Origin of the sequence: Streptomyces sp. NPDC048278 (assembly GCF_040652195.1) — a bacterium.
Classification (GTDB): Bacteria; Actinomycetota; Actinomycetes; order Streptomycetales; family Streptomycetaceae; genus Streptomyces.
Genome location: NZ_JBEZLP010000021.1, coordinates 14,846 through 34,449 on the forward strand (window position 1 = coordinate 14,846; position 19,604 = coordinate 34,449).

Consider the following 19,604-nt stretch of genomic DNA (forward strand, 5'->3'; position numbering starts at 1 on the left):
GTAAGAACCCGACATGACCAGTCAGTCCACCCTGCAGTCCGTACCTGCCCTGGGGACGCACCCGGCCTCCGGCTCGCTTCCGAGCCGTGCCGAGACCAGGGAGCAGCTCTCCAAGGCGTCGTACGACCTTCTCGTGATCGGCGGCGGCATCCTGGGCATCTCCACCGCCTGGCACGCCGCGCAGTCCGGGCTCAGGGTGGCACTGGTCGACGCCGGCGACTTCGCCGGCGCCACCTCCTCCGCCTCCTCCAAGCTGCTCCACGGCGGTCTGCGCTACCTGCAGACCGGCGCGGTGAAGCTGGTGGCGGAGAACCACTTCGAGCGCCGTGCGGTCTCCCGCCAGGTGGCCCCCCACCTGGCGAACCCGCTCACCTTCTACCTCCCCGTGTACAAGGGCGGTCCGCACGGCGCGGCGAAGCTCGGGGCGGGCGTCTTCGCCTACTCCGCGCTCTCCGCGTTCGGTGACGGCGTCGGCCACCTGCTCTCGCCCGCCCGGGCCCAGCGGGACGTGCCGGAGCTGCGCACCGAGAACCTCAAGGCCGTGGCCGTGTACGGCGACGACCAGATGAACGACGCGCGCATGGCGCTGATGACGGTCCGCGCGGCCGTCGAGGCGGGCGCGGTCGTCCTCAACCACGCCCAGGTCACCGGCCTGCGCTTCACCCGGGGCCGGGTGACCGGCGCCGACCTGAAGGACGCGGTCTCCGGCGAGGAGTTCGGCGTCAACGCCCGCCTGGTGCTCAACGCGACCGGCCCCTGGGTCGACCACCTGCGCCGGATGGAGGACCCGAACGCGGCCCCGTCCATCCGCCTGTCCAAGGGCGCCCACCTGGTCCTGAAGCGCACCTCCCCGTGGAAGGCCGCGCTCGCCACCCCCATCGACAAGTACCGGATCACCTTCGCCCTCCCCTGGGAGGACATGCTGCTGCTCGGCACCACCGACGAGGAGTACGAGGGCGACCCGGCGGACGTGTCCGTCACCGAGAAGGACATATCCCAGATCCTGGACGAGGCCGCGTTCTCCGTCCGGGACCAGCAGCTCCGGCGCGACCTGATCACCTACTCCTTCGCCGGCCTGCGGGTGCTGCCGGGCGGCCCCGGCAGCACCGCGAAGGCCAAGCGGGAGACCGTGGTCACCGAGGGCCGGGGCGGCATGCTGTCCGTCGCGGGCGGCAAGTGGACCACCTTCCGGCACATCGGCCGCACCGTGATGGAGAAGCTGGAGGCGCTGCCGGGCAACCCGCTGGGCGACGACTTCGAGCCCATCGCCTCGCTGCCGAAGAAGCTGCCGCTGCCGGGTGTCGCCAACCCCCGCGCCGTCGCCCACCGCCTGCTGGTGGACAACCCGGCGCCGGGCCCGCGGATGGCCGCCGACACGGCGAAGCACCTGGCCACGCACTACGGTTCGCTGGCCTTCGACATCGCCCGCATCGCCAACGAGGACCCGCTGCTCGCCGAGCGCGTGCACCCGGACGCCCCGGAGATCTGGGCGCAGGTCGTCTGGGCCCGCGACCACGAGTGGGCCGAGACCGCGGACGACGTGCTGCGCCGCCGGACCACCCTGACGATCCGCGGTCTGGCCACGGACGACGTCCGGGCCAAGGTCCAGGACCTGCTCGACAAGAAGTGACGGACGGCCGGCCCCTCCCCTGACCGGGGCCGGACACGCGAGGGGCGGCTCCCCCTCCCCTTGGGAGCCGCCCCTTTCGCATGCCCGCCGTGCCCCGCGGGCCCCGCCGTGCCCCGCGGGGTCCGCCGTGCCCCGCGGGGTCCGCCGTGCCCGTGGGTCGCTTGCCGCTGCCATGTGCCCGTCGTATCTGCCCGGGCAGGGCGCCCGTGCCACCAGCCGCCCCCCGAACACCCCCGCGCGCTCCCTCACACGTGTTTCGAACAGCGGGTTCGCCAGAGGTCCTGCGGCTAGAACGGGTCGTTACGGCACGCAGGCACGGGCACGCAGGCTCGACGGTATGCGGTGCCGGCACGGCACGACCGGGAGCGGCATATGCGCGGCGGATGGCAGAGTGCCCGGGTGCGGCGGCGCCTGGGGTTGTCGGCGTGCGCGGCGGCCCTCGCCGCCCTCACCGGCGTGCTGCGGTTCTCGTGGGACGACGCCGCCACCGAGGGCGTCCTGGTCTCGGCGATCGGCACCATGGTGTCGGTCGCCGCGCTCGTGGCCGACGTACTGCGCGGGGATGCCGACCCGGCCCCGCGGTCGGCCGACGAGGACCGGCTACGGGCCGCCGACGCGCTGGCCGAGGCCGTACGGGAGCAGTGGGCGGCGGAGGCCCGGCTGCGGCGGCTCCGGGACCCGGAGCCGATCGAGGTGGGCTGGGCGCCCGCGGACCGGCGGCTCGCCGACCATCCGGAGAACGTCGGAGGCGGCGGCCTGCTCCCCGCGCCACGGGCGTGGCGGATCGAGGACCTGGCCGCCTGGTTCGCCGGCTTTCCCGGCCGCCGGCTGGTGGTCCTGGGCGGCCCCGGCGCGGGCAAGTCCGTGCTGGCGATGCGGTTCGTCCTCGCCCGGCTCGCCGCCCGGCGCCCGGGCGGACCGGTGCCGGTGCTCTTCCCGCTGGCCGGCTGGGACCCCCGGCACACCGGGCTGCGCGACTGGCTCGCGGACCGGCTGGCCGCCGACTACCGGCCGCTGGGCGCCGTGCTCGACGGGTCCCGCACCCTCGCCCGCTCCCTGCTGGACACCGGTCTGGTGCTGCCCGTCCTCGACGGCTTCGACGAGCTGGCCCGGCCCGCCTACGGGGATGCCGTACGGCGCATCAACGCCGAACTCGACGACGACCTGCCCCTGCTGCTCACCAGCCGCCGCGCGGCCTGGTCGGCCGCGGTCGCCGACTGCGACGTGCTCACCGCCGCCGAGGTGGTCGAGCTCCTGCCCCTGGACCTCGCCCAGGCCTCGGCCCACCTGGAGCGGACGGCACGGCCGCTGCGCACCGCGGACGGGGCACCCGGCACCGTGTGGACGCCGGTGCTGCGGGAACTCGCCCGGCGCCCCGGCTCCGCCCCCGCCCGGGCGCTCACCACCCCCCTGATGGTGACGCTGGCCCGCGCGGTCTACGGCGACACCTCCCGGGACCCCTCGGAACTGCTCGACCAGGAGCGCTTCGCCTCGGTCGGCGCGGTCGAGGAGCACCTGCTCGGGGCCTTCGTACCGGCCGCCTTCGCGGACGCCGATCCGCGTACGGCGACCGACGCGGTACGGCGGCTCACCCTGCTGGCGCGGGCGCTGCACCGGCGGGACACGGGGCGGCTGGCGTGGTGGGAGCTGGAGTCGCTGCTGCCGCGTGCGCTGCGGGTGTTCGGGCCGGGGCTGCTGTCCATGGCCGTGCTGGCGGCGCTGCTGGTGCCCGTCACGGTCACCCGTGCCGTGCACCGGCTGACGGGTGTCGAGGACGTCCTGTCGCTCGTCGCCGCGCTGGTGGGACAGACCCTGGGCTTCGCCTTCGGGGTGGCGCGGCTGCTGCCTGACGGCCCGGACCGGCCGGGCGGCGGACCGGCGGGCGGCGGCCCGGACCCGCGGTTCCTCGTCCGGCAGGGGCTGACCGCCGTCGGGGTGACCGGGGTGCTGTGGGCGGCCTTCGCGTACGCCGACGACCTGCGGTTCGGCTTCCGCTTCGGGTCGGTGACCGACGGCTGGCTCCCCGATCTGCTCGGCGGGGGCCTGTTCTCCCTCCTGTTCACCCTGTTCTTCGGCACCGCGGGACTGTCCCGGCGGCCGGTGCCGCTCGGTCTGCCGTGGAGCGGTGCCGGGGAACGCGCGACGGCCCGGCTGTGCGGGGCGGTCCTGCTGCTCGGCGGGGCCGGCACGGCGGGGACGGTGCTGCTGGGCCGGACCGGCGATCCCTGGACGGTGCTGGTGGGCGTCACGGCCGCGGGAGCGGGCACCGCCCTGCTGGTGAGCGCCACCCGCCGGGCCGGACGGGAGGGCGCCCTGCCGGCCCGGCCCGGGCGGGTCGTGCGGCGGTTCGCGGCGGGCCTGGTCCGGGGCACCGCCGTCACGCTGCTGACCGGCGTCACCGCCTGCACGGTCGCCGGGCTCGCCGCGACGGGCGTGACCCTCCTCAAGTCCGGTGCCGCGCCCGACCTCGCCGGGCGGCACCTCGACGGCTGGCGGTTCACGGAGCGCGACGGGGTCAGGACGGCGGCCACGGCACGGCCGTTGCGGGGAACGCTGCTGCTCCCCGGTGCCGGGGCCCTGCCGATCGCCTACCCGTGGGGGGCGGAGCCGCCCGACTGCACGGTCCCGCTCGTGCCGGAGCGCAGGTGTGTGGCCTTCCGGTCGCGGGAGACGGAGTTCGAGTCCCGGGCCGGAGCGGTGACCGTGCGCCTCGCCGGGGCGTCGGCCGGCGGGCGGGCGACGGTCGCGTACGCGGCCGACCTGCGGTCGGTGCTGCCGCCGGACGCCCGTGCCTGGCTGACCCAGGGCCCGGCCAGCGCGTTCGCGGCCCGGTGTCTGCCGCCGTTCGTGGCCGCCGGAGTGCTGGTCGGGCTGGTGGGCGGCTGCGTGTGCGGGGTCTACCGGGCGCTGAGCGTGCCGTCCGACGCCCTGCGCGCGACCGGCCCCGCCTCCTCCCTGCGCACGGACCGGACGGCGTCCTTCACCCGGGGCGGTGTCGTCGCCCTGCTCGTCGCGTGCGTCTGCGTGCCGGTGGTGCTGCTGCCCGGCGACTGGGGCGGACTGGTGCACGTCGGCACCCAGTTGTGGCTCCCGATGGGCACCACGGCGGTGGCCCTGAGCGCCTGGGGCCGGTTCGCCGTCGCGCGGGTCTGGCTCGGGGTGACCGGCAGGCTGCCCTGGCGGCTGATGGCGTTCCTGGAGGACGCCCACCGGCGGGGCGTCCTGCGCCGGTCCGGGGCGTACTTCGAGTTCCGGCATCTGCGGCTGCAGTCGCACCTGGCACACGACGGCACCCCCGGCTCCGGCCCCGGCACCACCCCGGCCGACACCCCGTCCCTGCCCCGCGAGGCACCCGAAGGACCGGTCCGGGAGAGCGACGACCGGCCCGCCTGACCAGGCCGCATAATGTGACCGAGACATCGGATGTCTGAGCGACAGGGAGGCCGGTATGGCAGTCACCGATGAGGCGATCGAGAAGATCAAGGACATGATCGTCTCCGGTGCGCTGCGCCCCGGAGAACGGTTGCCCAAGGAGAGCGAGCTCGCCGCCGAACTCGGCCTGTCCCGCAACTCGTTGCGGGAGGCGGTACGGGCCCTGTCGCTGATCCGGATCCTGGACGTCCGGCAGGGCGACGGCACGTATGTCACGAGTCTCGATCCGCAGTTGCTCCTTGAGGCGATGAGCTTCGTCGTCGACTTCCACCGCGACGACACGGTCCTGGAGTTCCTCGCGGTGCGCCGGATCCTGGAGCCGGCCGCGACCTCGATGGCCGCCTCCCGGATCAGCGAGCAGCAACTGGACGCGTTGGACGCCCAGTTGGACGCGCTCGGCGCCGAGCCGTCGGTGGAGGAACTGGTCGCCTGCGACCTGGAGTTCCATCGGGGCATCGTGCAGAGCTCGGGAAACTCGGTGCTGTGCTCGCTTCTTGACGGGCTGTCGGGACCGACGACCAGGGCCCGGATCTGGCGCGGCCTGACCCAGGAGGACGCGGTCGCCCGGACCCTGCGGGAGCACCGGGCGATCCTGGCCGCGCTGCGCGACCGGGACGCGGAGGCGGCCCGGTCCTGGGCGACCGTGCACATCGCGAGCGTGGAGCAGTGGCTGCGCAGCAGCCTGTGAAGCGCTTGCCGGCTCCCCGCAAGCCGGTGTGTTCGAGGGCGGCGAACGGGGCAGTGATCCGTTCACTCCCCCGTGCAAGGGGGCTGCGGGCGCCCCCGCCTCACGCCGTAAGGTTGGGGCGTACGCGAGGGCACGTCGGAAGGAGGCACTGGGTGATCGAGCTGGAGGGGGTTCCAGAGCTGATCGACCCAGTCATGGTGGCCGCGTTCGAAGGCTGGAACGATGCCGGCGACGCCGCCTCCACCGCGGTCGCGCACCTGGAGCGGGAGTGGAAGGGCGAGGTGTTCGCGGCGCTCGACGCCGAGGACTACTACGACTTCCAGGTGAACCGCCCCACGGTGTGGATGGACGCGGGCGTGCGCAAGATCACCTGGCCGACGACACGGCTGTCGGTGGTCCGGGTCGGCGGCGAGAAGCCGCGGGACCTGGTGCTGGTCAGGGGCATCGAGCCGTCCATGCGCTGGCGCTCGTTCTGCAACGAGCTGCTGGGCTTCGCCCACGAGCTGGGCGTCGAGCTGGTGGTCGTCCTGGGGGCGCTGCTCGGGGACACCCCGCACACGCGTCCGGTGCCGGTCAGCGGGGTCACCTCGGACGCGGACCTGGCACAGCGGATGGACCTGGAGGAGACCAAGTACGAGGGTCCGACGGGCATCGTCGGCGTCCTCCAGGAGGCGTGCACGCATGCCGGGGTGCCGGCGGTCTCGCTCTGGGCTGCCGTCCCGCACTACGTCTCGCAGCCGCCCAACCCGAAGGCCACGCTGGCGCTGCTGAACCGGCTGGAGGACCTGCTCGACCTGCGGGTCCCGCTGGGCGAGCTGCCCGAGGACGCGCGCGCCTGGCAGGTCGGGGTGGACCAGCTGGCGGCGGAGGACAGCGAGGTCGCGGAGTACGTGCAGACGCTGGAGGAGGCCCGGGACACCGCGGAGCTGCCGGAGGCGTCGGGCGAGGCCATCGCGCGTGAGTTCGAGCGGTATCTGCGGCGCCGGGACGTGAACCCGCCCGGCGGTCACGCCACGGCGGACGGCAGCGACAGTGCGTCGTACCTGCGGGACAACCCCGGGAGCCCCGGCGGCAAGGCCCGGCCGCCTCGACCGCCGAAGCCCGACACGCCCGGGGGCGCCGGCAATGCCGGGAATCCCGGGGAGGACGGGGACACCGGCGGGGATTCCGGGCCGGACGGCGAGGACACCTCGGAGGACTGAGACAGGGGCGGTACGCGAGATGCGTGCCGCCCCTTCTCGTCGGCCCTGCCGGCCGTTGAGGGGTGCGCGTCGTGTGTGCGGTGCAGGTGAGTCGTGGCTGGTCGCGCAGTTCCCCGCGCCCCTGAAAGCCTGACGGCGGGGCGCGGGGGTCGGCGTTTCTTAGAGGGCCACGCCCAGCAGGGCGTCCACCGCTCGGGACACGACACCTGGGGCGCCCGTGTCCGTGCCGCCCTGCTCCTGCTGGAGGGCCGCCCAGCGGTCGACGGCCGCCAGCGCGGCGGGCGCGTCCAGGTCGTTGCTGAGGGCCTCGCGGATCTGCTCCACCAGGGACTCGGCGGGCGGGCCGTCCGGGCGGGAGACCGCCGCGCGCCAGCGGTCCAGGCGGGCCACGGCGTCGGCCAGGACCTGGTCGGTCCACTCCCAGTCGGCCCGGTAGTGGTGGGAGAGGAGGGCGAGGCGGATGGCCGCCGGGTCGACGCCGTCGCGGCGGAGCTGGGAGACGAAGACCAGGTTGCCCTTGGACTTGGACATCTTCTCGCCGTCGAGGGCGACCATGCCGGCGTGGACGTACGCCTTGGCCATCGGGAACTCGCCGGTGAGGACCTGGGCGTGCGAGGCGCCCATCTCGTGGTGCGGGAAAGCGAGGTCGGAGCCGCCGCCCTGGACGTCGAAGGTCATGCCGAGGTGGTCGAGGGCGATGGCCACGCACTCGATGTGCCAGCCGGGGCGGCCACGGCCGAGCGAGCCGCCGTCCCAGCTCGGTTCGCCCTCGCGGGCCGCCATCCACAGCATCGGGTCGAGCGGGTTCTTCTTGCCGGGGCGGTCGGGGTCGCCGCCGCGCTCGGCGGACAGCAGCCGCATGGCCGCCGCGTCGAGGCCGGAGACCTGGCCGAAGTGCGGGTCGGAGCCGACGGAGAAGTAGACGTCGCCGTCGAGTTCGTAGGCGGCACCGAGGTCGCGCAGGCGTTCGACGAGCGGCACGATGCCGGGTATGGCCTCGACCGCGCCTATGTAGTGGCGCGGCGGCAGCATCCTGAGGGCGGTCATGTCCTCGCGGAAGAGGGTGGTCTCCTGCTCGGCGAGGGCGACCCAGTCGACGCCGTCGCGCTCCGCGCGCTCCAGGAGCGGGTCGTCGACGTCCGTCACGTTCTGGACGTAGTGCACCTGCCGCTTGGTGTCGAGCCACACGCGCTGAACGAGGTCGAACGCGTTGTAGGTCGCCGCGTGCCCCATGTGGGTCGCGTCGTACGGCGTGATGCCGCAGACGTAGATACGGGCGACGGGACCGGGGTCAAGGGTGACGAGACCGCCGGTCGCGGTGTCGTGGATCCTCAGGTCGCGGCCCTGACCAGGCAGGGCGGGGACCTCGGAAGCGGGCCAGGCATGCATGTACATGAGCGTAACCGGACCCGAGTTCGGTATACGAACCGGAGGGCCGGGAACGCCGTCTTGATCTCGGGGCCGGGATGTGCTGGTGGGGCTATACGGGCGGCCAGGGGATGGCCGGCCACTCGCCGCTGGGCTCCGGGTGCCTGCCCTCGGTGAGCAAGGTCTCGACACGCGCGCGCGTGGCGTCCAGTTCGGCCGCGGTGATCAGTTGGGCCAGCCGGGTGCCCAGCGGTCCGCCGAGGGCCTCGCGCAGGCCCTTGAGGACCTCGACGGCCTCGTCGGTCAGCTCCTCGCCCGCCCAGCCCCACAGCAGGGTGCGCAGCTTGTTGTCGACGTTGAAGGTGACGCCGTGGTCGATGCCGTAGAGCCGGCCGTCGGCGGTGGGCAGCAGGTGGCCGCCCTTGCGGTCGGCGTTGTTGATGACGGCGTCGAGGACGGCGAGCCGGCGCAGCCGTTCGTCGTCGGCGTGCACGAGCAGCGCCGTCTTGCCGTCGCCGACCTCGGCGAGCCCGATCGCCTTCCAGCCGGGCTCGGGCTCCTCCCCGTCCACCAGGGCGAGCAGTTCGGTGCCTCCGGGGTCGACGTCGATCCACAGCTGGACCATGCCCTCGCCGTACGGGCCGTCGCGCAGCACGGTCGGCGGGACCAGGTCCCAGCCGGTGGCCGCGGCGACCTCGTAGGCGGCCACCTCGCGCTGGGCGAGGGTGCCGTCGGGGAAGTCCCACAGCGGGCGTTCCCCGGCGACCGGCTTGTAGACGCAGGACGCTTCCTGGCCGTCGTGCGCGACCGTGCAGAACAGCGCCGCGTTGGAGGCGTCGCGGATGCGACCGCGTACCTTCAGCTCACCGTGGGCGAGCAGTTCGGCGGCGGTCACGCTCCGCGGCGGTATCCGTTCTGGCGCGGACATACGTGTCCTTCCGGGTCGAGCGGGAGGCTGCACAGCGGGCACGGTGGCCGCCCGGCGTTGACGACGTCGAGGGCGCGCTTGGCGAAGGCCCTGGCCTGCGCGCCGGTCAGCCGGACCCGCAGCATCGGGGGCCCGTTCTCCTCGTCCTGGAGGAGCCGCTCCTCGGCCTCGGCGAGGTCCTCCTCGGAGTCGGCCTCCAGCTCCACGAGGGCCTGCGCCTCGACGATCATGCGCTCTTCCTCGCCGTCCCAGGCGAGCGCCATGGTGCCGACGCGGAACTCCTCCTCGACGGGGGTGTCGAGGGGGGCGCTGTCGCCGATCTCGGCGGGCGCGACGGCGGGCACGGCCGCGTTGCCGCCGCTGCGGCGCACGACCTCGTCGAGGAGTTCGTCCATGCGCTCGGCGAGTGCGGCGACCTGGGTCTTCTCCAGGGCCACGCTGGTCGTCCGGGGGCCGGCCGTGGCCTGGAGGAAGAACGTACGGCGTCCGGGCATTCCGACCGTGCCCGCCACGAAGCGGTCCGGCGGATCGTAGAGGAACACCTGACGGGACACGTCCTGTCTCCATGAGTCGAGAGTGCGTGGGTTTCGGGAGGGCGACGACACGGCCGGTGGGCCGCTTACGTGGATCGCTTCACCCTACTGCGGCCGACGATCACGGCGCGCCGGCGCCGCCACCGACCGTGGCGTCTTCCCCCGGGGGTTCCTCGCGGGGGGCAAGGGAGGCGAAATCCCCGGTGTCCCCGAGACGAACGAGAAACGGCCTGAGCCGGGTGTAGCGGATCGCGGTGATGGAACACGGTTCGACGGAGATCCGCTGGAAGAGGTCGAGATGCAGACCGAGCGCGTCCGCGACGAGGGATTTGATGATGTCACCGTGCGAACACATGACATAGACGGCGTCCGCGCCGTGATCGCGCTCCACGCGCGCGTTCCACTCGCGGACCGCCTCGGCGGCACGGGTCTGCATGGCCCGCATGGACTCGCCGCCCGGGAACGCGGCGGCCGACGGGTGGGCCTGGACGACCTCCATCAGCGGCTCGTCCTTGAGCTCGGCGAGCTTGCGGCCGGACCAGTCGCCGTAGTGGGCCTCCCCGATCCGCTCGTCGGTGTGGGCGGTGAGCCCGGGGCGGGCGTCGAGCAGCGGGCGGACCGTCTCCTGGCAGCGTTGCAGCGGGCTGGTGACGAGTTCGGAGATCGGCAGCCCGGCGAGGCGGCCGGGCAGTGCGGCGGCCTGGGCGGCCCCCCGCTCGTCGAGGGCGACGCCCGGCGTCCAGCCGGCGAGCACGCCCGAGGTGTTGGCGGTGGACCGTCCGTGCCTTACGAGGATCAGCGTGGGCATGCCGCCCAGGGTAGGCGCACCCCGAAGTGCGCAGGCGGGCGGCCGACGGGAGAATACGCTCCGTGATCGTCGACTGCGCCATCTACCGGGACGGGGAGCGGACGGAGACCCCGCAGGACTTCTCCGACGCCCTCGCGGAGGCACGCGCGCGTGGCGACAGTTTTCTGTGGATCGGCCTGTACGAGCCGACGGAGCGCGAGTTCGACCTGGTCACCGACGAGTTCGGGCTGCATCCGCTGGCCGTCGAGGATGCCCTGACCGCCCACCAGCGACCCAAGCTGGAGGTGTACGACGACTCGCTGTTCGTCGTCCTGAAGCCGGTGACGTACGAGGCGAAGAGCGACACGGTGACCTCCGGCGAGCTGATGCTCTTCATCGGGGACTCCTTCGTGGTCACCGTGCGCCACGGGACGCCCTCGCCGCTCGGCGACATCCGGCGGCACCTGGAGGAGCAGCACGAGATGCTCAAGCACGGGCCGACGGGGGTGCTGTACTCGATCTCCGACGCGGTCGTGGACCACTACCTGGAGGTCGCGACCGAGCTGCAGAACGACCTGGAGGAGCTGGAGGCCGAGGTGTTCTCGCCGAGCGGCGGCGGCTCCCGGCACACCGCGTCGCGGATCTACACGTTCAAGCGGCAGATCCTGGAGTTCCGCCGGGCGACCGTGCCGCTGGCGCTGCCGATGACCAAGCTGGCGGGAGTGGGCCCGTACGGGAGCGGCGTGACCGTGCCGTTCGTGCACGCGTCGGCCCGGCCGTTCTTCCGGGACGTCAACGACCACCTGCTGCGGGTGAACGAGAGTGTGGAAGGACTGGACCGGCTGGTGTCGGACGTGCTCGGTGCCCATCTCGCCCAGATGAGCGTGCGGCAGAACGACGACATGCGGAAGATCTCCGCGTGGGCGGCGATGGCCGCGGTCCCCACGCTGATCGCGGGGATCTACGGCATGAACTTCGACCACATGCCCGAGCTGCACTGGCTCTGGGCGTACCCGGCGGTGATCGTGTTCATGGTCCTGCTGGAGCTGTCGCTGTACCGGACGTTCAAGCGCCGCGGCTGGATGTGAGGGACGCCCGCGGCCCCCGGACTCGGTCGGGCCCGGGCGGGCTCAGGCGAACTCGGGGGCGGGGGCCGCGGGGCCGCCCAGGGCGTTCCTGTGCTCCGGCATCCGCAGGGAGACCATGCGGCGCCAGCCGGCCACGCGTTCGTAGGCGTAGACGGCGTGGATACCGAAGGCCAGGAGCGCGGACTTGGGCCTCGGCCAGCCGAGGATGCGGCCCATGCGGGCCATGACGGCGAGGCTGACGTCCCGGTAGATGCGGATCTCGGCGAGGGCGCACGCGCGGAGCGTGCGCTGGATGGTGCGGCCGTGCCCGGCGGCGGCGAACCGCAGCAGTTCCTCGTGGCAGTAGGCGAGGTGGTTGTCCTCGTCGCCGGAGATCATGCGCACCGCGCGGCCCACGTCGGGGTGGTCGGCGAAGTACCGGCGCAGCAGCGCCATCTGCTCGGCGGCGCGCTGTTCGGTGACCCGGCTGTGGGCGAGGTAGGTGACGAGGTCCGGCACGGTGAGCGGCCGGTCGGCCCGGAGCCGGTCGTGGGCGAGGCCGATGCCGTGCCGTTCCAGGATCATCGTGTAGTCGGTGTCGGCCGGCACCGCAACGGCGGCGAGGCCGCGCTTCTTCAGCAGAGCGTGGAAGATGCGCCCGTGCTTGTCCTCGTCGGCGCCGTGGCGGGTGATCTTGGGGGCGAGGCCGCGTTCGCTCCGCGGTACCAGCGCGGCGATCCGCGCGTTCTCCCAGCCGCCCTGGGCCTCCCCGCCGGCCGCGATGGAGCAGAAGAGCCGGAAGGACTCGTCGTTGTCGAGGATCTCCTGGAACAGACTCCTGGCCGAAAGCATCGTGGGCACCTCTCCGGAGGACTCACCAGACCCGCAGAGAACGAGTCAAATGCCGCGTCGGAGCCGCTGCAACAGGTGTGCGGGCGGACTCGGCCGAAAGGAGGAGCCGCGGGGTCACGCCGGGGGCGTAACCGAGCGGGCACGGGCGCGTTGTTCTGCGTGACGGCCGTGGCGGGGAAGACCCCCCGAGCCCCCACCACGGCCGCGGACTTCTCTCACCTCTCAGGTGTTCACGCGAGCCCGGCGCGCTCCAGGGCCTCGGCGCCGGCCCGCAGCGAGGCGAGCCGCTCGTCCAGCGCGAATCCGGCGGGCGCGAGGGAGAGCGTGGTGACCCCGGCGGCGGCGTAGGCCTTCATCCGGTCGGCGATCCGGTCCACGGAGCCGAGCAGCGTGGTCTGGTCGATGAGTTCCTGCGGTACGGCGGCAGCCGCCCCGTTCTTGTCCCCGGACAGGTACTTGTCCTGGATCTCGGCGGCCTCCCGCTCGTAGCCCATGCGCTGGGCGAGCTGGTTGTAGAAGTTCTGCTTGCGGCTGCCCATGCCGCCGACGTACAGCGCGGTGTAGGGCCGGAAGGTGTCGGCGAGCGAGGCCACGTCCTTGTCGTCGCCGACGGCGAGCGGCAGCGTCGGGCAGATGTCGAACCCGTCGAGGGTCCGGCCGGCCTTCTCGCGGCCCGCGCGCAGGTACTTGACGGCCGTCTCCTCCAGGTGCTCGGCGGAGGGGAAGATCAGCAGCGCGCCGTCGGCGATCTCGCCGGTCTGCTCCAGGTTCTTCGGGCCGATGGCGGCGATGTAGACCGGGATGTGCTCGCGCTCCGGGTGCACGGTCAGCTTGATCGGCTTGCCGGGGCCGCCCGGCAGCGGCAGGGTCCAGTGCTCGCCCTCGTAGGAGAGCCGTTCCCGGGTCATCGCCTTGCGCACGATCTCCACGTACTCGCGGGTGCGGGAGAGCGGCTTGTCGAACTTGACGCCGTACCAGCCCTCGGAGACCTGGGGTCCTGAGACGCCGAGGCCGAGGCGGAAACGGCCGCCGGAGAGGGAGTCGAGGGTCGCGGCGGTCATCGCGGTCATGGCCGGCTGGCGGGCCGGGATCTGGAAGATGGCCGAGCCGACGTCGATGCGCTCGGTCTGGGCGGCGACCCAGCTGAGCACGGTGGCGGCGTCGGAGCCGTAGGCCTCGGCGGCCCAGCACACGGCGTACCCGAGCCGCTCGGCCTCCTGCGCCACGGCCAGATTGTCCCCGTCCATCCCGGCACCCCAGTAGCCGAGGTTGATCCCGAGCTGCATGGCCGCTCCCCTTACCGATCAGTAACGTCGCTGTCGCGAGAGACCTTAGCGCGGAGGTTTTCTGCACGGGGGATCGGTGCGCGTTCGGCTGCGGGTAGGTGGGCGCTGGTCGCGCAGTTCCCCGCGCCCCTTGGTTGGTCCAGTCCCGCCCCTTGCATCGTCCCGCTCTCCTGGGGAAATCGGTTATCCACAGGCAACCCAACGCACCAGCTCTGGCCAGTAATCTCGCGGGCATGGAGCAGAGGCATCTCGGCCGTACCGGCCTGCGTGTGTCCAGAATCGGACTCGGCACCCTCACCTGGGGCCGGGACGTCGACGAGCACGACGCCGCGGACATGCTGAAGGCGTTCTGGGAGGCCGGCGGGACCCTCGTCGACACCGCGGACGTGTACGGCGACGGCGAGGCCGAGTATCTGCTCGGGCAGCTCATAGAAGGGCTGGTGCCACGGCGGGACCTGGTCGTCTCGACGAAGGCGGGCAGCGTCCCCGACCCCGACCGGCGTTTCAACGGCTCCCGCGGCCACCTGCTCGCCGCGCTGGACGCCTCCCTGGCCCGCCTCGGCACCGACTACGTCGACGTCTGGCACGTGCACGCCTACGACCCGGACACCCCGCTGGAGGAGACCCTGCAGGCCCTCGACCTCGCGGTGAGCAGCGGACGCGCCCGGTATGCCGGGGTCTCCAACTTCTGCGGCTGGCAGCTGGCGAAGGCGGCGACCTGGCAGCTCGCGGCGCCCGGCACCCGCACCCGGCTGGCCAGCACCCAGCTGGAGTACTCGCTGCTCCAGCGGGGCATCGAGCGCGAGGTGCTGCCCGCCGCCCTCGACCTGGGCATCGGCCTGCTGCCGTCCTCCCCGCTGGGCCGGGGCGTGCTGACCGCGAAGTACCGGCACGCCACTCCCCCGGACTCGCGCGGCGCCTCCGAGCATCTGGCACCGTTCGTCGAGCCGTACCTCGACGACACCGCCACCCGGATCGTGGACGCGGTGCAGACGGCGGCGGACGGGCTCGCGGTCACCCCGCTCCAGGTGGCGCTCGCCTGGGTGCGGGACCGGCCGGGCGTGGCCGCGCCGATCGTCGGCGCGCGCAACGCGCAGCAGCTCGCGGGGGCGTTGTCAGTGGAGGCGCTTACGCTTCCTGACGAGATCTGCCGGGCGCTCGACGACGTGTCGGTGCCCGTGCACCGCTATCCCGATCACGACTGGAGCACGCTGTGAGCACGGAGCCGGGGCTGGGCGCCAAGCCCGAGGCCGACGAGGGCACGACCGCCGGGAGCACGACGGAGACCGGCGACCTCACCGCCGGCCCGGCCGCGGCGAGCGGCACGGCCACCGCCGGGTCCGGGGCGACCGACACCACCGGGGCGGACGACGGCAGCGGCGGGGCCGCGCGCGGCGGTTCCTCGTCGGAGGCGAACGAGGCGGCAGGGGACAGCGCGGCGGAGGACGGCGGTGCGACGGGGACCGCCGCAGCCCGTGCGGCCGAAGGCAACAGGACGGAGGCCGCCGAGGCCCGTGCGGCCGGCTCCGACGACGGGGGTGCGGCGAGCGGTGCGGCCGGGGACGGGGGTGGTGCCGACGGTGCGGCCCAGCAGTCCGAGGCCGCGGCCGAGTTGGCCGCTCAGCGGGTCGAGCGGGAGCGGATCGCGCGGCGGAAGGCCGAGAAGGCGGGGCCGATCGAGAGCGGGGCCAAGCTCAGCGGGCCGGCGGCGAATCTGCTCGCCGCGATCCGGGCCGTGGAGAGCGGCGACAAGCCGGCGGCCACCGTGTTCGCGGCACCGGAACCGGCCCCGCAGCGGGCGGCCACCGCCCCGGAGCCCGTCCGCCGGCCCGCGCCGGCCGCCGCCGGGCCCGCCGCGGAGACGATCGCGGAGGTCCGCCGGGTCCTGGCCGACGGCGGTGCGCCCGAGTCGCTCGCGCCCGAGGCCGCCGCCGCTCTCGGCGAGGGCGCGGACACGGTGCTGCGGGAGGACCCCTGGCAGCTGCTCCGGGTCACCGGGGTACGGCCGGACCAGGCCGACGGGTTCGCGCGGGCGCTGCTCGGCGCGGAGTGCGGTCCGGACGACGAGCGACGCGGCCGGGCGGTGACCGGCTGGCTCCTGGAGCAGGCGGCCGTGGCCGGGCACACCGCGCTGGAGATGCCGGCGCTCACCGCCGCGCTGGCCCAGCGGTCGGTACCCGACCCGGAGGCGGCCGTGCAGGGCGCGCTCGAGGAGGGCGAGGCGCTGGCCTTCCGGGACCCCCTGGATCCCGGCGCCCCGGAGCCCGAGGACGACGAGGAGGAGCGTCCGGTCCGGGTCCTGGTCGCCCTGGAGCGGTACGCGCTGGCCGAGGAGAGCCTCGCCGACGGGCTGGCCCGGCTGGTCAACTCCCTGGCCAAGGACGACTCGGAGCCCTGGGAGACGGTCGCGGCGGCGGCCTCCGGCGGCGCGGCGGAGCTGGCGCGGGCGGTCGCCGGGCACGGCCTGGTGCTGCACACGGGCGGCGAGGCGGCCCGCGCCGAACCCGCCGCCCTGCTCGCCGCCGCCCGGGCGGCCGGTCTGCGGGCCTTCGCGGCCACCCACACCCCCGACGGCAGCCGGCGTCTGGCGGGCGGCACGGACACCGAGGGCACTGCGGACACCGAGGGCACTGCGGACACCGAGGGCACCGTTGCCGACCTGCTCGCCGGGGCCGCGGGGCCCGGCCGGGACGCGGACGGCGCCCTCGCCCTCGACCTGCTGATCGTGCTGGACGCCCCGCAGCTGGACGTGGAGGGCGCGGCGATGCTCGTGGAGGCGCTGCCCGACGGTGCCCGGCTGGTGCTGAGCGGGGATCCGGCGGCGCTGTGGTCCGCGGGCCCCGGGCGGGTCTTCGCGGACCTCCTGGCGGCCCGCGTGTGCCCGCAGATCGCCTCCCGCACGCCCGACCCGGGCCCGCTCGGCGAGCTGGTCTCCGGGATCGGCGTCGGCGAGCTCACCCAGGTCGAGGCGCCCGGCAAGGAGGTCGTGATCGTCCCGGTGCGGGACGCGGGCGAGGCGGTGCACCGGACGGTGCAGCTGGTCGCCGACTCCGTCCCGCGCGCGCTCGGCGTCCCCGCCGGGCAGACCGTGGTGATCACTCCAGGCCACGGCGGAGCGGCCGGCACCCGCGCCCTCAACACGGCGCTGAAGGAACGGCTCAATCCGGGTCCCGGCCGGTTCGGCGGCTTCGACCCCGGTGACCGGATCGCCTACTCCCCCGCGCCGGGCCGTACGGTCTGCGGCCAGGTGGTGAAGGCGGACGCCGACGGGCTGCACCTGTCGTGCGCGGGCGCGCCCGTGGTCGTACCGAAGGAGCGGGTGGAGCAGGCCGTCCGGCACGGCTGGGCCCTGACCGCCCACCAGGCGGCGGGCAGCCGCTGGCCGGCGGCGGTCGTGGTGCTGCCCGGGGACGCGGTACAGGCCCTCAGCCGCCCCTGGGTGTACACGGCGTTCAGCCGGGCGGAGCGCCACCTGTCGGTGGTGCACGGTGTGGAACAGGCCCTGCCGAAGGCGGTCGCCGAGACCCTGCCGAAGCCGCGGACCACCCGCCTGCCGCTGCTGCTGAAGACGCAGGTGCCGGCCGCGAACTGACCGGACCCGGCCCGGCCGCCGCGGTGCCCACCCCGCAACGGCAGCGACCGGCGGTGCCCGTCCGGACTCGACCCCCGGAAGGCACCGCCGGTCGGCGGATCAGCGCTCGGCGTCCAACGGCTCCAGATCCTCGTCCTCGTCCAGGTCGAGGTCGTCCAGCTCGTCGGTCTCCCCGGCGTCCTCGGCGCCTTCCGTGTCCTCGTCGTCGAATACCGCGCTGACGTCGAAGCGGCACACCACCCGCTGCGGGTCGACGCCCTCGAAGGGCACCTCCAGCCACTCGCCGGGCTCGGCCGGCTCGTCCGCCGCGGTCACCCAGAGCGTGGAGTCGCCCTCCTCCAGGCCGAACTCCTTGTGCCGGGAGGCGATCTCGTCCGGCTCGAACTCGCCGAACAGGACGCCCAGCGCCCCGTGGATCGTGCCGGCCGCGTCCTCGTCCGCGCCGGGGCCGTCGTCGTACTCCGCCGCCTCGACCCGCTGGGCCTGCGCCAGCAGCCGCTGCGGTTCCGCCACGGCGTAGTCGCGGCGGATCAGCACGCTGATCGCGTTCGGCTCCTCGGGACCCGCGTACGGCGGCAGCGAGTCGTCCGTACCGGGGATCTCGAAGGGTGTGACCTCGTCGTAGCGGTCGTACAGGAGCTCGTCGTAGACCTCGGCGGCCGCGGCCAGCTGGTTGAACGCCTCGTAGACAGCCGGGTCGTCCTCCCCCGACCTGCGTTCGACCGCGGCCAGATGGCGGTCGAGCGCGGTCTTGACCGCCTCGGCGGCGGCGCGTACCTCGGCAGCGGTGGGCTGCGCAGCATCAGACATAGTGCAGACGCTATCCGTACCGGGCACCAGCCCGCACAATAGATGCGATGCCGGAATACGAATTTGTCGACGTGTACGTACCTCGCGGGGTGTCCCGCAAGGAGGCCACACGTCTGCTGACGGACCATGCCGAGTACGGACACTGGGAGTTGGACCGACTGAGCCTCATGCGCGACGGCAGCCGCAGGGTGCGGTTGCGCCGGCGGATCATCCGCCAGGTGCGTGCCACATGGTGAGACTGGCCGACTGACGGAAGGGGCCCCGCGTCGACGGGGCCCGTCCCGTTCCACGCACCGCTTCCGGTGCGTCACCGTCCGTGCGCTACGCCGCGGCGCGCGCCCTGCGGTAGAGCACCGCGCCCGCGAGCAGTGCGCCCGCGCCCGCCGGGAGCGTGAGCCCGAGCGAGAGGTCACTGCCGGTGTGCGCGAGTTGCGGGGCGGCGACGGGCTGACTCACCGAGGCGCCGCCACCCAGCGGGGCGACGTGGCCGGAGCCGTGGGTGCCGGGCGGCACGGTGTTGTTGCCGGAGTGAGCGGGGGGCGTTCCCGGGTGCTGGCCCGGAGTGCCGGGGTGCCCCGGCTGACCAGGAGTGCCCGGGGTGCCCGGGTGCCCAGGTTGTCCCGGCTGACCTGGGGTTCCCGGGTGTCCGGGCTGACCCGGAGTTCCAGGGTTCCCCGGATTCCCCGGATTCCCGGGTGGGTTGCTCCCGTCTCCCCCGTGCCCGGGGGGCGTCCCGTGGCCGCCGTGACCACCATGCCCACCGTGACCGCCGTGACCGCCGTGTCCTCCATGGCCGCCGTGGCCGCCATGCCCACCGTGTCCGGGCGGCTGCGTGGGGTGGCCGCCACCCGGGTGGCCGGGGTGCCCCGGGTGGCTGGAACTCCCGTCGTTGGCGCACTCGTTGCCCGCCGCGGTGTTGCCGATGCCGATGACGTTGACGCTGTTGCCGCAGACGTTGACCGGGACGTCGATGGGCGCCTGCACGGTGTTGCCCGAGCCGACGCCGGGCGAGCCCGCGGTGTGGCCCCCGGCGTGCGAGCCGCCGTGACCGCCATGGCTGCCGTGGCCGCCGTGATCGCCGTAGCCGCCGCTGTCGCCGTAGCCCGTCGAAGCGCCGCGCCCGACACCGGGGTTGGCGCACTTGTTGCCCATCGACGGGTTGAGGGCGCCGACGACGTTGACCGTGTTGCCGCAGACGTTCACCGGGACGTGCACCGGCGCCTGCACCGTGTTGCCGGACAGCACGCCGGGTGAGTCGGTGGCGGAGCCGGCGGCGCCCGAGTCGGCGTGGGCGTAGCCGCTCGCCGCGGCGATCACGCCGGTCGCCGCGGCCACTGTCACAAGGCCCTTGCGGGTACCCTGTCGCATTTTATGAATTCCCCCCTGCCTTGGTTCCTGACCCTGCATTCACCGCGGAAATATCCCGCGG

The 19,604-nt window shown here is 73.9% G+C and carries 16 protein-coding genes; 8 read left to right on the forward strand and 8 right to left on the reverse strand.

Translation table 11 applies throughout. The features are described from left to right. The first annotated feature begins 13 nt into the window (after window positions 1-13). From AB0D74_RS30770 to AB0D74_RS30785, 4 genes are all read left to right on the forward strand, one after another. On the forward strand, window positions 14-1,630 hold the full coding sequence (locus AB0D74_RS30770; protein ID WP_362594272.1) for a glycerol-3-phosphate dehydrogenase/oxidase: 1,617 nt from the start codon (window positions 14-16) through the stop codon (window positions 1,628-1,630). 372 nt (window positions 1,631-2,002) lie between these two features. After that, the gene (locus AB0D74_RS30775) at window positions 2,003-5,023 is read left to right on the forward strand and encodes a hypothetical protein (protein ID WP_362594274.1); all 3,021 of its coding nucleotides are present in this window, start codon (window positions 2,003-2,005) and stop codon (window positions 5,021-5,023) included. 55 nt (window positions 5,024-5,078) lie between these two features. Continuing rightward, entirely contained in the window at window positions 5,079-5,750 is a 672-nt protein-coding gene (locus tag AB0D74_RS30780; RefSeq protein ID WP_351703999.1) for a FadR/GntR family transcriptional regulator, read from the forward strand. A 152-nt stretch (window positions 5,751-5,902) separates the two neighbouring features. After that, on the forward strand, window positions 5,903-6,952 hold the full coding sequence (locus AB0D74_RS30785; protein WP_362594276.1) for a PAC2 family protein: 1,050 nt from the start codon (window positions 5,903-5,905) through the stop codon (window positions 6,950-6,952). A 159-nt stretch (window positions 6,953-7,111) separates the two neighbouring features. Here AB0D74_RS30785 and mshC read toward each other — a convergent pair whose 3' ends face one another. The 4 genes from mshC to AB0D74_RS30805 form a co-directional block, all read right to left on the reverse strand. Beyond that, the gene (gene mshC, locus AB0D74_RS30790; protein ID WP_362594278.1) at window positions 7,112-8,341 is read right to left on the reverse strand and encodes a cysteine--1-D-myo-inosityl 2-amino-2-deoxy-alpha-D-glucopyranoside ligase; all 1,230 of its coding nucleotides are present in this window, start codon (window positions 8,339-8,341) and stop codon (window positions 7,112-7,114) included. Between the two features lie 91 nt (window positions 8,342-8,432). After that, window positions 8,433-9,248, reverse strand: coding sequence for an SCO1664 family protein (locus AB0D74_RS30795; RefSeq protein WP_362594280.1), 816 nt, complete (start codon window positions 9,246-9,248; stop codon window positions 8,433-8,435). Further along, on the reverse strand, window positions 9,212-9,802 hold the full coding sequence (locus AB0D74_RS30800) for a DUF3090 domain-containing protein (RefSeq protein ID WP_362594282.1): 591 nt from the start codon (window positions 9,800-9,802) through the stop codon (window positions 9,212-9,214). The genes AB0D74_RS30795 and AB0D74_RS30800 overlap by 37 nt, the downstream gene beginning before the upstream one ends. Before the next feature lie 100 nt (window positions 9,803-9,902). Continuing rightward, the gene (locus AB0D74_RS30805; protein WP_362594284.1) at window positions 9,903-10,589 is read right to left on the reverse strand and encodes a histidine phosphatase family protein; all 687 of its coding nucleotides are present in this window, start codon (window positions 10,587-10,589) and stop codon (window positions 9,903-9,905) included. A gap of 62 nt (window positions 10,590-10,651) precedes the next feature. Here AB0D74_RS30805 and corA point away from each other — a divergent pair, with 62 nt between their 5' ends. After that, complete coding sequence (gene corA, locus AB0D74_RS30810) at window positions 10,652-11,656, forward strand: magnesium/cobalt transporter CorA (RefSeq protein WP_362594286.1); 1,005 nt, start codon at window positions 10,652-10,654, stop codon at window positions 11,654-11,656. A gap of 42 nt (window positions 11,657-11,698) precedes the next feature. Here corA and AB0D74_RS30815 read toward each other — a convergent pair whose 3' ends face one another. Continuing rightward, complete coding sequence (locus tag AB0D74_RS30815; protein WP_362594550.1) at window positions 11,699-12,487, reverse strand: ferritin-like domain-containing protein; 789 nt, start codon at window positions 12,485-12,487, stop codon at window positions 11,699-11,701. Window positions 12,488-12,717: 230 nt separating this feature from the next. Next, window positions 12,718-13,773: an LLM class F420-dependent oxidoreductase gene (locus AB0D74_RS30820; RefSeq protein ID WP_362594288.1), complete on the reverse strand. Its 1,056-nt coding sequence runs from the start codon at window positions 13,771-13,773 to the stop codon at window positions 12,718-12,720. Window positions 13,774-14,006: 233 nt separating this feature from the next. Between AB0D74_RS30820 and AB0D74_RS30825 the strand changes: the two genes are divergently transcribed. Beyond that, window positions 14,007-14,990 (forward strand): aldo/keto reductase, encoded by a 984-nt coding sequence (locus AB0D74_RS30825; protein WP_362594290.1) that lies wholly within the window; start codon window positions 14,007-14,009, stop codon window positions 14,988-14,990. Next, window positions 14,987-17,365, forward strand: a complete 2,379-nt coding sequence (locus AB0D74_RS30830) for a helix-hairpin-helix domain-containing protein (protein WP_362594292.1) — start codon at window positions 14,987-14,989, stop codon at window positions 17,363-17,365. The genes AB0D74_RS30825 and AB0D74_RS30830 overlap by 4 nt, the downstream gene beginning before the upstream one ends. A 99-nt stretch (window positions 17,366-17,464) precedes the next feature. Here the strand turns inward: AB0D74_RS30830 and AB0D74_RS30835 are convergent, their stop codons facing one another. Continuing rightward, window positions 17,465-18,175, reverse strand: a complete 711-nt coding sequence (locus AB0D74_RS30835; RefSeq protein ID WP_362594294.1) for a hypothetical protein — start codon at window positions 18,173-18,175, stop codon at window positions 17,465-17,467. Window positions 18,176-18,222: 47 nt separating this feature from the next. Here AB0D74_RS30835 and AB0D74_RS30840 point away from each other — a divergent pair, with 47 nt between their 5' ends. After that, window positions 18,223-18,411 carry a DUF5703 family protein gene (locus AB0D74_RS30840; RefSeq protein ID WP_046732800.1) on the forward strand — a complete coding sequence of 63 codons (189 nt, stop codon included), beginning with the start codon at window positions 18,223-18,225 and terminating at the stop codon, window positions 18,409-18,411. An 85-nt stretch (window positions 18,412-18,496) separates the two neighbouring features. Here AB0D74_RS30840 and AB0D74_RS30845 read toward each other — a convergent pair whose 3' ends face one another. After that, window positions 18,497-19,543: a chaplin family protein gene (locus AB0D74_RS30845; protein ID WP_362594296.1), complete on the reverse strand. Its 1,047-nt coding sequence runs from the start codon at window positions 19,541-19,543 to the stop codon at window positions 18,497-18,499. Between the last annotated feature and the right edge of the window lie 61 nt (window positions 19,544-19,604).

Bases quoted from the DNA above. Each gene is read 5' to 3' on its own strand.
- AB0D74_RS30770 (WP_362594272.1), top strand. From the start codon at position 14: ATGACCAGTCAGTCCACCCTGCAGTCCGTACCTGCCCTGGGGACGCAC.
- AB0D74_RS30775 (WP_362594274.1), top strand. From the start codon at position 2,003: ATGCGCGGCGGATGGCAGAGTGCCCGGGTGCGGCGGCGCCTGGGGTTG.
- AB0D74_RS30780 (WP_351703999.1), top strand. From the start codon at position 5,079: ATGGCAGTCACCGATGAGGCGATCGAGAAGATCAAGGACATGATCGTC.
- mshC (WP_362594278.1), bottom strand. From the start codon at position 8,341: ATGCATGCCTGGCCCGCTTCCGAGGTCCCCGCCCTGCCTGGTCAGGGC.
- AB0D74_RS30795 (WP_362594280.1), bottom strand. From the start codon at position 9,248: ATGTCCGCGCCAGAACGGATACCGCCGCGGAGCGTGACCGCCGCCGAA.
- AB0D74_RS30805 (WP_362594284.1), bottom strand. From the start codon at position 10,589: ATGCCCACGCTGATCCTCGTAAGGCACGGACGGTCCACCGCCAACACC.
- AB0D74_RS30815 (WP_362594550.1), bottom strand. From the start codon at position 12,487: ATGCTTTCGGCCAGGAGTCTGTTCCAGGAGATCCTCGACAACGACGAG.
- AB0D74_RS30820 (WP_362594288.1), bottom strand. From the start codon at position 13,773: ATGCAGCTCGGGATCAACCTCGGCTACTGGGGTGCCGGGATGGACGGG.
- AB0D74_RS30825 (WP_362594290.1), top strand. From the start codon at position 14,007: ATGGAGCAGAGGCATCTCGGCCGTACCGGCCTGCGTGTGTCCAGAATC.
- AB0D74_RS30835 (WP_362594294.1), bottom strand. From the start codon at position 18,175: ATGTCTGATGCTGCGCAGCCCACCGCTGCCGAGGTACGCGCCGCCGCC.
- AB0D74_RS30840 (WP_046732800.1), top strand. From the start codon at position 18,223: ATGCCGGAATACGAATTTGTCGACGTGTACGTACCTCGCGGGGTGTCC.
- AB0D74_RS30845 (WP_362594296.1), bottom strand. From the start codon at position 19,543: ATGCGACAGGGTACCCGCAAGGGCCTTGTGACAGTGGCCGCGGCGACC.